Source organism: Paracoccus zhejiangensis, from assembly GCF_002847445.1.
Lineage (GTDB): Bacteria > Pseudomonadota > Alphaproteobacteria > Rhodobacterales > Rhodobacteraceae > Paracoccus > Paracoccus zhejiangensis.
In genome coordinates, this window is the sequence record NZ_CP025430.1 from 3,370,637 (window position 1) to 3,383,328 (window position 12,692).

At 66.5% G+C, this 12,692-nt stretch carries 10 protein-coding genes; 3 read left to right on the forward strand and 7 right to left on the reverse strand.

All coding sequences use genetic code 11. From position 1 onward, the window contains the following. Nucleotides 1–528: 528 nt before the first annotated feature. The 7 genes from CX676_RS16370 to CX676_RS16400 form a co-directional block, all read right to left on the reverse strand. Nucleotides 529–852: an alpha/beta fold hydrolase gene (locus tag CX676_RS16370; RefSeq protein ID WP_198590223.1), complete on the reverse strand. Its 324-nt coding sequence runs from the start codon at nt 850–852 to the stop codon at nt 529–531. A gap of 17 nt (nt 853–869) precedes the next feature. Further along, nucleotides 870–2,024: an IS256 family transposase gene (locus CX676_RS16375; protein ID WP_101753515.1), complete on the reverse strand. Its 1,155-nt coding sequence runs from the start codon at nt 2,022–2,024 to the stop codon at nt 870–872. A gap of 165 nt (nt 2,025–2,189) precedes the next feature. Further along, complete coding sequence (locus CX676_RS16380; protein ID WP_101753516.1) at nt 2,190–3,953, reverse strand: acetate/propionate family kinase; 1,764 nt, start codon at nt 3,951–3,953, stop codon at nt 2,190–2,192. Next, a complete protein-coding gene (locus CX676_RS16385) occupies nt 3,950–6,568 on the reverse strand; it encodes a cation-translocating P-type ATPase (RefSeq protein ID WP_101754392.1) in 2,619 nt (872 codons plus the stop codon). The genes CX676_RS16380 and CX676_RS16385 overlap by 4 nt, the downstream gene beginning before the upstream one ends. Before the next feature lie 38 nt (nt 6,569–6,606). Then, nucleotides 6,607–7,371 (reverse strand): SDR family NAD(P)-dependent oxidoreductase, encoded by a 765-nt coding sequence (locus CX676_RS16390; RefSeq protein WP_101753517.1) that lies wholly within the window; start codon nt 7,369–7,371, stop codon nt 6,607–6,609. Between the two features lie 128 nt (nt 7,372–7,499). Further along, nucleotides 7,500–8,129: an NAD(P)-dependent oxidoreductase gene (locus CX676_RS16395; protein WP_101753518.1), complete on the reverse strand. Its 630-nt coding sequence runs from the start codon at nt 8,127–8,129 to the stop codon at nt 7,500–7,502. 136 nt (nt 8,130–8,265) lie between these two features. Then, a complete protein-coding gene (locus tag CX676_RS16400; protein ID WP_157935974.1) occupies nt 8,266–9,366 on the reverse strand; it encodes an alpha/beta hydrolase in 1,101 nt (366 codons plus the stop codon). A gap of 330 nt (nt 9,367–9,696) precedes the next feature. On the opposite strand from CX676_RS16400, the gene CX676_RS22615 reads away from it, so the two are divergent. The 3 genes from CX676_RS22615 to CX676_RS16410 all read left to right on the forward strand — a co-directional run bounded on the left by CX676_RS22615 (nt 9,697) and on the right by CX676_RS16410 (nt 12,599). Continuing rightward, nucleotides 9,697–9,966 carry a hypothetical protein gene (locus CX676_RS22615; RefSeq protein ID WP_157935975.1) on the forward strand — a complete coding sequence of 90 codons (270 nt, stop codon included), beginning with the start codon at nt 9,697–9,699 and terminating at the stop codon, nt 9,964–9,966. Nucleotides 9,967–10,499: 533 nt separating this feature from the next. After that, nucleotides 10,500–11,387, forward strand: coding sequence for a tyrosine-type recombinase/integrase (locus tag CX676_RS16405; protein ID WP_101753520.1), 888 nt, complete (start codon nt 10,500–10,502; stop codon nt 11,385–11,387). A 12-nt stretch (nt 11,388–11,399) separates the two neighbouring features. Continuing rightward, on the forward strand, nt 11,400–12,599 hold the full coding sequence (locus CX676_RS16410) for an IS91 family transposase (RefSeq protein WP_101753521.1): 1,200 nt from the start codon (nt 11,400–11,402) through the stop codon (nt 12,597–12,599). Nucleotides 12,600–12,692 lie beyond the last annotated feature (93 nt).

Genomic DNA, 12,692 nt, shown 5'->3' on the forward strand with positions numbered 1-12,692 from the left:
CGGAAAGCGGCCTGACGGCAGTGCGGCGAACCGAAAGCCTCACGATGCAGAAGCGGTCATTCGCCGCCAGCGCAGCTCCGCAGGCGCTTGGTCCATCGCAACGGGCGGAGAGCGGCCTGTCAGTGATGCAGCAAGGACCTTGCGCATCACGTGGAAGCGGCCGTTCGTCTCCGCCGCAGCACCACTGACGCCATGATCGACCTGAAGGGCGGACAGCGGTCTGTCTGTGGTGCCGCTGAGCATGTGCAGCATCAAGCCCAAGCAGACACTGGCTTCTTCCCAAAGCGCCCTCTGCCCTGCGCCGCTGCTAGCGGGCGGAAAAACGCGTCCGACAGCAACTGCAGCAAGGCAAGAGTAGACAGTAGTCCTGGGCTAGTGCGTGGGCGGCAGCGAGCGGCACCGACATTTTTCTATGAGCGCAGCATCGCTACAGTCCGAGCTACTGATCCAGCACCGCTCTGACCTTTGCTGCCAGTTGCTCCAGCGAAGCCGGCTTCTGCAGAAGGTTCACAGAGGGATCAAGTGCCGTTATGGACGACGGCGTTGCGCGTATAGCCCGAGGTGAACAGGACCTGAATGGCCGACAAAGACGCCATGGGTGATATCAAGCTCATGGCAAATCTCCCTGAGGTCGTCGGCATAGCCGTCCAGGGAGGCGTATCTGCTCGCATCATAGGCGCTCAGGTCCGAGCCGCCGCAGCCGACATGGTCGAACTGCACGACGCGATACTCGTTGGCAAAGGCGGGCCAGACGAAGCGCCACATGTTCTGATCGCAGCCGAAGCCGTGAGCAAAGATCATGGCCTTCGGCCCGGGGAGTGTCAGGAACTCTGTGTATCTGAGCGGGCCCATGCGGTTTTCAGATACGTTCAGGCGTCGAAGCGCCCGGCGAACATTATGGCCAGCTGATTGCGGGCCGCAACCCACTCCCGGACGGCGCGGCCGCCCTTCTCGAAGTTGCGGATGGCCAGGAAGATCAGCTTCGTGGCAGCTTCCTCGGTCGGGAAGGAGCCCTTGGTCTTCAGCGTTTTCCGCAGCACCCGGTTCAGCGATTCCACTGCGTTGGTCGTATAGATGATCTTCCGGATCGCCGCGCTGAAGGCATAGAACGGCGTGACCTCGGCCCATGCCCGGCGCCAGGCCGGGGCGATGGACGGGTATTTCCCGGCCCACTTTTCCTCGAATACCTCCAACTGGCGGGCGGCCTCCTCGGCGGTCGGGGCCTCGTAGATCGGGCGCAGATCGGCGGCCACTGCCTTGCGGTCCTTCCAGCTGCAGAAGTTCATCGAATGCCGGATCAGATGGACGATACAGGTCTGGACCATGGTCTCGGGGAAGGCCGCGGTGATAGCCTCCGGGAAGCCCTTCAGCCCGTCAACAACGGCGATCAGGATGTCCTGAACGCCCCGGTTGCGCAGTTCATTCATCACAGACAGCCAGAACTTGGCCCCCTCGTTGTCGGCGATCCACAGGCCCAGAACCTCCCGCTCCCCCTCGCGGGTGACGCCGAGGGCGATGTAAACGGCCTTGTTCTTGACCATCCGGCTGTCGGCATCGCGGATCTTAACCCGCAGCGCGTCGAAAATGACGATCGGATACATCCGGTCCAGTGCCCGGTGCTGCCATTCCCGGACCTCCCCCAGCATGGCATCGGTGACACGGCTGATCAGGTCGGGCGAGACCCTCAGGCCATAAAGCTCTTCCAGATGGGCCTGGATGTCGCGCACCGACAGCCCGGCGGCATAGAGCCCGATTATCTTGTCATCCACCCCGTCGATCCGGGTCTGGCCTTTCTTCACCAGCTCCGGCTCGAAACTGCCGTCCCGGTCACGCGGAACCAAAAGCGGCACCTCGCCGTCCGAACCCTTCACGCGCTTCGCCGCAACCCCGTTCCGGCGGTTGCTCTGTTCGGCTGGCGGCACCGCACCGGCCTCATAGCCCAGATGGGCGGTCAGTTCGGCCCCCAGCATCCGTTCCATCAGCCGGACCTTCAGCTCTTTCATCAGCCCGGCATCGCCCAGCAGATCCTCAGGCCGCTTGGGGTAAGTTGATGTCCCGAGCGGGAGCTTCGCGTTTCGGCCTTTTGGCTGCGCACTTTCGCTGCAGCGCCGCTAAGGCCGCTTTGGGGGACCCTGCCGCTGACAGAGGCGCATAGTGACCGGCCGGTTTGGAGCAATGCGCCTCTCCCTTCAGAGTTCAGCAACAGCCTTTCCTGCCAGCTCTCCTTCTCCGGCGCCGCTAATGCCGGCGGCATTGGCCTCATCCGTGTCGATATGCATTTCCGTCACCGTGCCGGGTGCGACCCGGATCAGCACGCGGTCGAAGACCAGGTCGCGGCCGCCCGCGCCGGTGACTCGGACACGAATGAGGCTGCCATCGGTGAGGCCCATGGCCTCGGCATCCGCGGGGCTGGTGTGGATGTGCCGCGCGGCGACGATCAGGCCATTGCAGTCCAGCTGCCCGGCCGGCCCGATCAGGCGCACGGAGGGGGTGCCGTCGAGCTTGCCGCTGTCGCGGACGGGCGCGTCGAGTCCAAGCGCGAAGCTGTCGGTGCGCGATACCTCGATCTGGGTGCGCGGGCGCAGCGGGCCGAGGATCGCCACCCGCTCCAGCCGGCCCTTCGGCCCCTCCAGCGAGAGGCGTTCCTCTGCGACCCAGTTGCCGGGCTGCCGCAGGGGCGCCCCCGGGTTCAGGCGGTAGCCGGGGCCGAACAGGGCCTCCACCGCATCGGCCGACAGGTGGACGTGGCGGCCCGAGACGGCCACCGGGATGCTGCGCGGGACCGGCGCGGACCGGAGCAGAAGCTGGCGCACCTCGCGGGCGATCATCAGCTGCTCGGCTGTTTCGGTCACGATGACCGCGACGCGGCTGCCCTGCGCCTGGATCTGCGGCGCAGCGCGATCGGTCAGGTCGGGCGCGCGGTTCAGGTCGTCGTCCAGCATCAGCCCCAGAAAGCCCAGCCCGTCGCAAATGCGCCGCCGCATCGATGCCGAGTTCTCGCCGATCCCCCCGGTTAAGACGACCGCATCCAGCCCGCCCATCGCCGCCGCATAGGCGCCGAGATACTTCCGCGCCCGGTAGGCGTAGATGTTGATGGCCAGCTGCGCCTCAAGGTCGCCCGCCGCCGCGCGATCCTCGACATCGCGCATGTCCGCGCTGCCTGTCAGTGCCTTGAGGCCGCTGTCTGCGTAAAGCGCCGCCTCGATCTGCGGAATGTCCAGCCCCAGCTCGCGCTGCAGAAAGCCGAAGGCGCCGGGATCGACATCGCCCGAGCGCGTGCCCATCACCAGCCCCTCCAGCGGCGTCATCCCCATCGAGCTGTCGATGCTGCGCCCGTATTGCACCGCGCAGGCGCTGGCGCCGTTGCCGAGGTGGATGCTGACGATCCTGAGGTCCTTCGCGTCCTGGCCAAGCGCCTCGGCCGCGCGCTGAGCGACGTAGCGGTGCGAGGTGCCGTGAAAGCCGAAGCGCCGCAGCCCGGCCTCGCGCCACGCTTTGGGCACGGCGTAGGTGGTGGCGCGTGCGGGGTTCGTCAGGTGGAAGCTGGTGTCGAAGACCGCGACCTGCGGCAGGTCGGGCCACAGCTGCCGCGCCAGCCGAACCGCTTGCAGCATCGCCGGATTATGCAGCGGCGCCAGCGGCGTCAGCGCTTCGATGCGGGTCTCGACCTCGTCGTCAATCCGCACCGGGGCGGTGAAGCCGGTTCCGCCATGCGCCAATCGGTGGCCGACAGCGTCGATCTTCTCGACGCCGTGACGATCCAGCAGCGCCGGAACGGCGGCGATGGCGCCAGCGAGATCCGGCTGCGGGGCGCGGCTGGTCTCACCGCCGATCTTCAGGTCGCAACCCTCCGGGCCGAAACGGTCGAAGCTGGCCTTGAAGACCTGCTGCTCGCCGTCGAAGACGCCCAGCTTCAGGCTGGAGCTGCCGGCGTTGAAGACGAGGACCCTCATGCGGTGTCTCCTGTCGGGCTGCGCTTCCAGAAGGCGGCCGCGCGCTTGTCGAATTCCAGCACCGCCAGAAGCACGGCGCCCGCAGCGGCGCAGGTGGCCAGTTGCGACAGGGAAAGCGCAGCCGCGCCGAACAGCGCCTGAAGCGGCGGCGCGTAGGTCAGAAGCGCCTGCAATGCCAGCACGACGGCCAGCGCGATCAGGACGGCCGGCGTGCCCCGCGAGCCCTCCACTGTCGCCGAGGCGCCGTGCCGGTAACGGACCGAGAAGAGATAGAACACCTCCATCGCGACCAATGTGTTGACCGCCATGGTCCGCGCCACGTCCAGATCCGCCCCTGTCGCCAGCGCCATCTCGAACTGTCCGAAGATGCCGATGGTGAAGAGAACCGAGACCAGCATGATGCGCCAGAGCACGAAGCGCGACAGGATCGGCGCCGAGGCCGGACGCGGCGGGCGTGCCATCACGCCCTTCTCGGGCGGCTCGAAGGCCAGCGCCATGGCCAGCGCGACCGAGCTGAGCATGTTCACCCACAGGATCTGCAGGGGCGTGATCGGCAAGGTCAGCGCGAAGAGGACGGCGATGATCAGGCTCATGCTTTCGCCGCCGTTCACCGGCAGCAGGAAGGTGATCACCTTCTTGAGGTTCTCGTAGACGGTCCGCCCCTGCCGCACCGCCTCTACGATCGAGGCGAAGTTGTCGTCCGCCAGCACCAGATCGCTCGCCTCGCGCGCCGCCTGAGATCCCTTCTGCCCCATCGCGATGCCTGCATCTGCGCGCTTCAGCGCAGGCGCGTCGTTCACGCCGTCGCCGGTCATCGCGACCACGGCCCCCGGCGCCTGAAGCGCCATCACGAGGCGCAGCTTGTGTTCGGGGCTGGTGCGGGCAAAGACATCGGTGCCCGCTGCGGCGCCGATCAGCGCCTCGTCGTCCAGCGCGTCAATCTGCGCCCCGGTCAGCGCGCGGTCCGGGCGCGCCAGCCCGATCTGGCGGCCAATGGCGGCGGCGGTGCCCGCGTGATCGCCGGTGATCATCTTGACCGCGATGCCGGCGCGGCGGCAGTCGGCCACGGCGGCAATCGCCTCGGGACGCGGCGGGTCGATCAGGCCAACGAGGCCGACAAGGACAAGCCCGGCTTCGACATCCGCGTGGTCCAAGGCCGGCCCGTCATGCGGCTTCTGCGCCAGTGCCAGAACGCGCATCCCGTCTGCCGCGATGGCTTCGGCACGTTCCTCCCACGCAGCGCGGTCCAGCGGCCCGGTGGCGCCAAGGGCGCTGTCGCAACGCGACAGAACGGCCTCGGGCGCCCCCTTCAGGAGGATCATCCCGTCCTGCAGCACCGCCATGTAGCGATAGCGCGCGTCGAAGGGGATTGCCGCCTCGGGCGCGGGGCGGTCCTGCCAGGGCGCGCCCAACTTGCCGGCCAGTGCGAGCAGCGCCCCTTCCATCGGATCGCCCTCGACCCGCCAAGCACCGTCATGGCGGAGATGCGCGGTGTTGCAGAGCGCCGCGATGCGCCCCAAGCCAGGCAGCGCCGCACCGCTCGCTCCGGTGACGTCGCCTTCGGGCGCGTAGCCGGCGCCGCCGACTTCGGCATCGCCTTCGGCTGTGGCGATGCGCGCCACGACCATCTCGTTCCGGGTCAGCGTGCCGGTCTTGTCCGAGCAGATGACGGAAACTGCGCCGAGCGTCTCGATGGATGGCAGGCGGCGGATGATGGCGCTCCGCGCGGCCATCCGCTGGACGCCGATGGCGAGGGTGACTGTGAGGACCGCCGGCAGGCCCTCGGGGATTGCTGCGACGATCAGGCCGACGACGACGATGAAGCCCTCGGCGAAAGGCGTGCCGCGGACCAGGCTGGTGAAGGCCAGGACCAGGGCCGCGACCGCCAGCACGAAGCCGGTCAGCACTTTCGCAAAGCGGCTCATCTGGGCGATCAGCGGCGTCGTCAGCACCTCGACCGCGCTCATCATGTCGCTGATGCGGCCGATCTGCGTCGCCGGCCCCGTCGCCACTACGACGCCGGTGCCGGTGCCTTCGGCAATCATGGTGCCGCTGAAGGCCATCGAGCTGCGGTCGCCAAGCGGCGCCTCGGCCGCGACCGGGGCCAGCGCCTTGCGCACCGGCAGGGACTCGCCCGTCAGCATCGCTTCTTCCGCGGTCAGGTTCGCCACCTCGATCAGTCGCAGGTCGGCCGGCACCCGGTCGCCAGCCTCGATCAGCACGATGTCGCCCGGCACAAGCTGCGACGCATCCACCCCCTGCCGCTGCCCGCCCCGCAGGACCGAGGCGCGGGGCGCCAGCATGTCTCGCAGCGCCTCCATCGCCTGCTCGGCCCGTCCTTCCTGAACGAAGCCGATCACCGCGTTCACGATCACCACCGCGAGGATGACGCCCGTATCGATCCAGTGCCCCAGCAGCGCCGTGATCCCTGCAGCGATGATCAGGACCACGATCAGCAGGTTGCCGAACTGCCGCGCAAGCCGCGCCAGCGCAGAAGGCCGGGGCGGCTCGGGCAGCCGGTTCGGCCCGTGCCGCTCAAGACGCGCGGCGGCCTCGGCCGCATCCAGCCCAGCAGGCATGGTGCCTAGTGCCCGCAGCACCTCGTCCGCTGACATGGCCCAATGGTTCAGATCCTCTGCCTCTGACACATTCCTCACGGCGCGGTATATCCGCCATCGACGAGGTGATAGCTGCCGGTGATGAAGCTCGCGCGCGAGGACAGCAGGAAGCAGGTCAGGGCCGAGACCTCGGCGGGCGTGCCAATACGGCCCATTGGATGCAGCGCGGCCAGCCCCGCCATCACCTCGGCCGAGAGGTTCGCCGACAGGAGTGGCGTGTCGATGAAGGCCGGCCCGACCGCGTTCACCCGCACGCCCTTCTGCGCATATTCCATCGCCGCCGTCTTCGTCAGCCCCAGGAGCGCGTGCTTGGCCGCGACATAGGGTGCGGCATTGGCAAAACCGACCGAGCCGAGGATCGAGGACATGTTCACGATCGCCCCGCCGCCGGCGCGCTCCATCGCCGGGATCTGCCAGCGCATGCCATAGAAGACACCGTTCAGATTGATGTCGATCACGCGCCGCCAGTCTTCGGCCGGATATTCTCCGGTCGGCAGGCTCGGCCCGCCGACCCCGGCGTTGTTCACCGCCATGTGCAGCCCGCCGCCTTCGGCTTCGGCAAATGCAACGAGACCCTTCATCGCCGCCTCGTCCGTCACATCCGCAGGAAAGACCCGCGCCTGTCCCCCGGCCTCGGTGATTTCGCCGACCACCCGCTGGCAGCCATCTTCCTGAAGGTCGCTGACGACGACCAGCGCGCCCGAGCGCCCAAGCTCCAGCGCAATCTCCCGGCCGATCCCCGAGGCGGCGCCGGTGACGACGGCCGTGCGGCCAGAGAAGTCAAAGCGAAGGTCGGTCATGGTCTTGCTCCTTCCAAAAGCAGAGTCGGTGTGCCTGCAACGCACATGTTGCGCGTGGCCTTGGCACGGCTCCTTCTTAGCGAGATGGCAGGCCGCGACATTGACCTATGTCAGATCGCGGTGCGCTCTTATTCATGCCCGATGAAGGGCTTCTGGCGCAGAAAGCTGACCTTTTCGAGGCAGTCCAGGATGAAGCCCGCGACTTCCTGGCGGGTCACTCTTCGCAGTTGCAGCCCCGGTGGGATCTGCGTCACCACCCGAAGCGGCCCAGCCCCGGAGGTGCGGGCAAACGGCGCCGGCCTGACGATCGTCCAGTCGAGGCGGCTTCTCTCGATCATCCCCTCCTGCCGGTCCTTGTCGAGATAGCGGTTGCGCGTGAAGAGCGGAAAGATGATGCGGTTGTAGACGAGCCCGCCATGCCCCGTGCTGTCACCCGCTCCGATGCCGGTCACCGCAACGAGCCGCCGGAGGCCTGCAGCGTCCATCGCCTCGACCACCGCCGCCGTCGTGTCCGAGAAGAGGGTCGTCGGCGCGCGGCTGTCGATGCCGAGGCAGAAGACGACGGCATCATGACCAGTCATGTGTTGGCGAAGGAATGGCGCATCGGTCGGCTCACCCTTGACGACGTGAAGAGCCGCACCGGGCACCAGGCCGTTTCCGCTGCGGCTCTGCGCCGTGATCGCGTGCCCACGGGCCGCACCCCGTTCCAGCAGGCATCTGCCGACGCCGCCTGACGCCCCAATGACGAACAACCGCATCTTGCCTCCCGCATTGAAGTTCGTTGCCCGGATGAGCCGATGATCTGCCCTTCCGTCTTCTGCGCTTATATATTGAGCTGCGTTCCCGGGACTTGTTCCAGATCAAGCGCCTTCTGCAGTGACAACCAGACGCCGCTCACTCCAGCGCCAGCACCCCTTCCAGCACGTCGAAGGGGGCACTGACGATGGCGCCGAGCGCGGTCACGACAAATGCGCCGGCTTGCCGCAGCTCGCCAAGCTGGGCTCGCGTCGCTCCTCGGCTGCCGAGCCCGGAATAGCGGTCGTGGCGCAGCCCGTCCGTTGCCCGCAGCTCCGAGATGTCGATGATGGCGATGTTGTATGCCTCTGCGGCCTTCTGGACACGCGGATTCGCCACGTCCAGAACGCCAAGTCTCGCCTCGCCGCTGAGGCGGCCCGCAAGGATCAGGGCGCGATCGTCCCGCGCCACCAGGATCTTCATGGGTCGACGCATGGGGCCGATCACCGCCATCTGGGCGGCAAAGACATCCAGATCGATGTCCGGGCTTGCCAAGGTCACCGACAGCTGGTCCAGCACGTCCCCGCGCCCAGTCAGTCGCAGCTGTCGCATCGCCTCGACCATCAGCAGTGCGCCCATGGAATGCGTGAGAACGTCCACGTTCCCCAAGCGTGCGTCACCCGCCAGATCCACCAGCAGCTGGACCAGCGCATCGCGTGACACGATCACCGAGTCCCGGTCATGAAGGTATCCCTGCACCCGCGCCTCAGAGGGCCAGGCAAAGAGCAGCGGCTGGCCGCGGAGGATCTCGTCCGCCGACAACTGCGCGGTGCGCATCAGCGCTTCGGGAAAGTTCAGGTTGAAGCCGTGGATGAACAGGCTGATGTCGCGGGGGCGCGGACTGCCGGCAAGATGGTCGAGCAGTGCCTGCCGCGAGGTGATGATGGCCTGCCTTTCGACGGCTATGACGGGCGCGTGTCCCGCGGACTGCGTCACGCCCGGCTGGCGCCCCTGCGCCGCCGCGATGTGAAACAGCGCGTGGCTTGGGACGAGGCTGCGCGTCGTCGTAAAGACGTTGGCCGTCGGAGACAGCCGAGCGCGGGTGGTAACAGCCAGCACCTCGAACCGTTCGGCCTCGAGCAGGCTGCCGGGCGGGGGCGGGTTCATGAGTGACAGGTCTGCGCGCGGGGCGCAGGCCGCAACCGCCAGCACCGCCGTCACAAGCGCAGCACGACACCAGAGGCGCGATTCGCCCACCATGCATGTCCTCCCGACGATCATGTCGGGACGTTACCCACAACCTGCCAGAGAGCAACATCTTGCTGCCGCGCGGGATGTGCTCGTCGGACGCAAGACAAGCCGATCAGCACGAGAAGTGACCTGAGCCAACCGAAGGCGCGGCGAAGACCAAGGGCGGAAGCTCTTGCTATGTCGCTCGTCGCCGCCAGCACCGGACCGCGGCCAAGCCGGCTTCGGCGCAACCATGGCTGACCGCTACCGACACCTTCCGATGAGAATGACGGCCGGGATTGCTCGTGACCAGAAGGGAGCTAAACAAGCGGCATGTGAGACGACCCGGGGATGTTGATGATGCGTATCCTTCTTGCTGCAACTCTAGCAACTTTGCCCGCCGCTGCTGCTGTGGCTCGCGAGAGCATCAACTGCGTCGGGCAAAACCTGGCTTATCTTGCGCACGTGACAGAGCCTCTTGAGGAAACGACGCGCTCATATGCGCAAGGCGCGGTGCGCATCCTGATCCTTTCTGCGCCAGAGCCTGCCTGTTGCGGCACCGCCGTTGCCGTGCTGATGCCCGACCCCGCTGGATGGTGCCCGGATCTGCAGGCTGCTCATTACGGATGACGGGCAAGGCTGGGGCGGGATGACCTTCGGGCCTGGTGCGGCCAGCCATGATCCCGCCTCGGGTCTGCGGGTTCCGATGACGGCAACCATGTGGGACGGGGAAGGCTTCCACAAGGAGCCGCTTACTGTCTTTGTCGACCAGGCAACAGGCCGCGTCCACATGCGCTAAGCGTCCCACCGGCGGCGCGGGCGCCAACGCCGCGGAACCGCTTCGGCCAATTCCCACGCTGCGGATACAGCATGAAGATGTCGCTGCGCGTTGCACCACCGTCCGCTTTTTGGAAGCTGCACTGCAGCGCCAGCAATAGGATGACCGCCGGCTTTGGGCCGTCCTTGCAGATGGTTGGCCTGCAACGGGTCTCCTGGGCGTCGCCGCAGCGCCGCGCGTCGGCTCCGAGCCCATGGACGAAGCCGCTCGCGCGGCAATGGTGCCTTTGGTAAAGGTTGGACGCTGATCTGACCGTCGTGCATTTGGGAATGAACGATCCTGCCTGACGATTGGGGCCTTCTCAATCATCAGACAGGAGGCTTCCATGACAGAGGAGAGAGTAAGCCCGCTTCGTCAGCGGATGGTCGAAGACATGCGCATCCGCGGGATGGGCGACAAGGCACAGAAGTCCCACATCCGGGCGATCAAGGATTTCGCGGCCTTCCTGGGGCGATCACCCGATACGGCGACGCCGGAGGATCTGCGCGCCTATCAGCTCCACATGACCGACACCGGGGTCACGCCATCGACGTTCAACGTGCGGATCGTGGCGCTTCGGTTCTTTTTCGGCATGACCTGCGGGCGGGAGGAGATGAAGCGCTACATGCAATTCCGCACCGAACCGCGGAAGTTGCCCGTGGTGTTCAGCGTCGAAGAAGTGTCCGACATCCTGATGGCGGCGCCGGGGCCGGGCCTGAAGTATCGCGCCGCGCTCAGCATTTCCTATGGCGCAGGGCTCCGGGCCGCCGAGGTCTGCAACCTCAAGATCGGCGACATCGACAGTGATCGAATGCTGATCCATGTCGAGCAGGGCAAGGGCCAGAAGGACCGCAAGGTGATGCTGTCGCCAGGCCTGCTGAACCTACTGCGCGACTGGTGGCGCGAGGCCCGGCCGGAGGGTTGGCAGTTCCCCGGCAAGCCCAAGATCAACCCGATCTCGCCGCGCCAACTGAACCGCGCCTTCACCTCGGCCAAGCATATGGCCGGGGTCAAGAAGCCCGCCACCTTGCACACGTTGCGCCACAGCTTCGCGACGCATCTGCTCGAAGCCAACACGGACGTGCGCGTGATCCAGGTGCTGCTCGGGCATGCCAAGCTGACGACCACCGCCCGATATACCCACGTGGCCACCAAGACGATCCGTGACACCGTCAGTCCCTACGAGATGCTGGCCAGGTTGCAGGATCAGACGGTGAAGCGAAGCCTAGAGTGACCGGACGCCGGGGTGCCCCGGCCGAAGTTGGAGATCTCTGACATCTTTCGCGCCCATGGTCCCACGTGGCGGCAGGTCAATGCGGGGCATGTCAGCTTGATCCAGCTGAAGGTGATGTCGGCCATCGAAGCCTGCCGGACCGAGGCGCTCGGCGGGCATGTGGCGGGATGTGCCAAATGCGGCCACCAGCACATCGCCTACAATTCCTGCAAGAACCGGCATTGCCCCAAGTGCCAGGGGCCGGCGGCGCGGGACTGGATGGCGGCCCGTGCCGAGGACCTGCTCCCGGTCGAGTATTTCCACGTCGTCTTCACCCTTCCGGCCGAGATCGCGCAGGTCGCGTTCTGGAACAAGAAGGCGGTGTATGACCTGCTGTTCCGTGCTTCGGCCGAAACGGTCATGACCATCGCGGCCGACCCCAAGCGCATGGGCGCACGGGTTGGCATGACCAGCGTGCTGCACAGCTGGGGCTCGGCGCTGACGCATCATCCCCACATCCACATGATCGTCCCGGGCGGCGGACTGTCGCCCGACGGCGCCAGGTGGGTCGCCTGCCGCCCCGGTTTCTTCCTGCATGTGCGGGTTCTGTCGCGGCTGTTCCGACGCCTGTTTCTAGATGGGCTGATGCATCTGCACCGGGCCGGTCAATTGGCTTTCTTCGGCGATCTCGCCGAACTGGCCAGCGCGGACACCTTCACCGCCTGGCTCGCCCCGTTCCGCAGATCCGAATGGGTGGTCTTTGCCAAACCGCCCTTCGGTGGACCCGAGGCCGTGCTGGCCTATCTGAGCCGATACACGCACAGGGTCGCGATCTCCAACACCCGCCTGGTCAGCGCGGATGCCGATACCGTGGCGTTCCGCTGGAAGGATTACAGGATCAAGCGCGGCGATCGGCAAAAGGTCATGCGGCTGGCCACGCCGGAGTTCATTCGCAGGTTCCTGATCCACGTCCTGCCCGATGGCTTCCACCGCATCAGGCATTACGGCCTGCTGGCCAGCTCGGCCCGCAAGGCCAACATCACCAAAATCCGCGCCTTGCTCTGCGTCCAGCAGTCTGAACAGGTCGCCGTTCCGGAGCCAGAGCTTGAGATCACCCCGCACACCCTGCGCGAGCCATGCCCCTGTTGCGGCGGTCCCATGCGCATCATCGAGATCTTCAGGCGGGGACAGAAACCAATGTCGCGCGCGCCACCGAGGGAGCGGGCAGCATGACATATCGCCCGTCATCCGTCACGAAACAGCACCGGCTACACTCCGCAGACCCGGTCCGAACAGCGCGTGCTCGTTTACTTCCAACGTGGCACA

Excerpts from the sequence above, each read along its gene's own strand:
- CX676_RS16380 (WP_101753516.1), bottom strand. The coding sequence starts at position 3,953 with ATGAGGGTCCTCGTCTTCAACGCCGGCAGCTCCAGCCTGAAGCTGGGC.
- CX676_RS16405 (WP_101753520.1), top strand. The coding sequence starts at position 10,500 with ATGACAGAGGAGAGAGTAAGCCCGCTTCGTCAGCGGATGGTCGAAGAC.
- CX676_RS16390 (WP_101753517.1), bottom strand. The coding sequence starts at position 7,371 with ATGACCGACCTTCGCTTTGACTTCTCTGGCCGCACGGCCGTCGTCACC.
- CX676_RS22615 (WP_157935975.1), top strand. The coding sequence starts at position 9,697 with ATGCGTATCCTTCTTGCTGCAACTCTAGCAACTTTGCCCGCCGCTGCT.
- CX676_RS16400 (WP_157935974.1), bottom strand. The coding sequence starts at position 9,366 with ATGGTGGGCGAATCGCGCCTCTGGTGTCGTGCTGCGCTTGTGACGGCG.
- CX676_RS16395 (WP_101753518.1), bottom strand. The coding sequence starts at position 8,129 with ATGCGGTTGTTCGTCATTGGGGCGTCAGGCGGCGTCGGCAGATGCCTG.
- CX676_RS16370 (WP_198590223.1), bottom strand. The coding sequence starts at position 852 with ATGGGCCCGCTCAGATACACAGAGTTCCTGACACTCCCCGGGCCGAAG.
- CX676_RS16385 (WP_101754392.1), bottom strand. The coding sequence starts at position 6,568 with ATGTCAGCGGACGAGGTGCTGCGGGCACTAGGCACCATGCCTGCTGGG.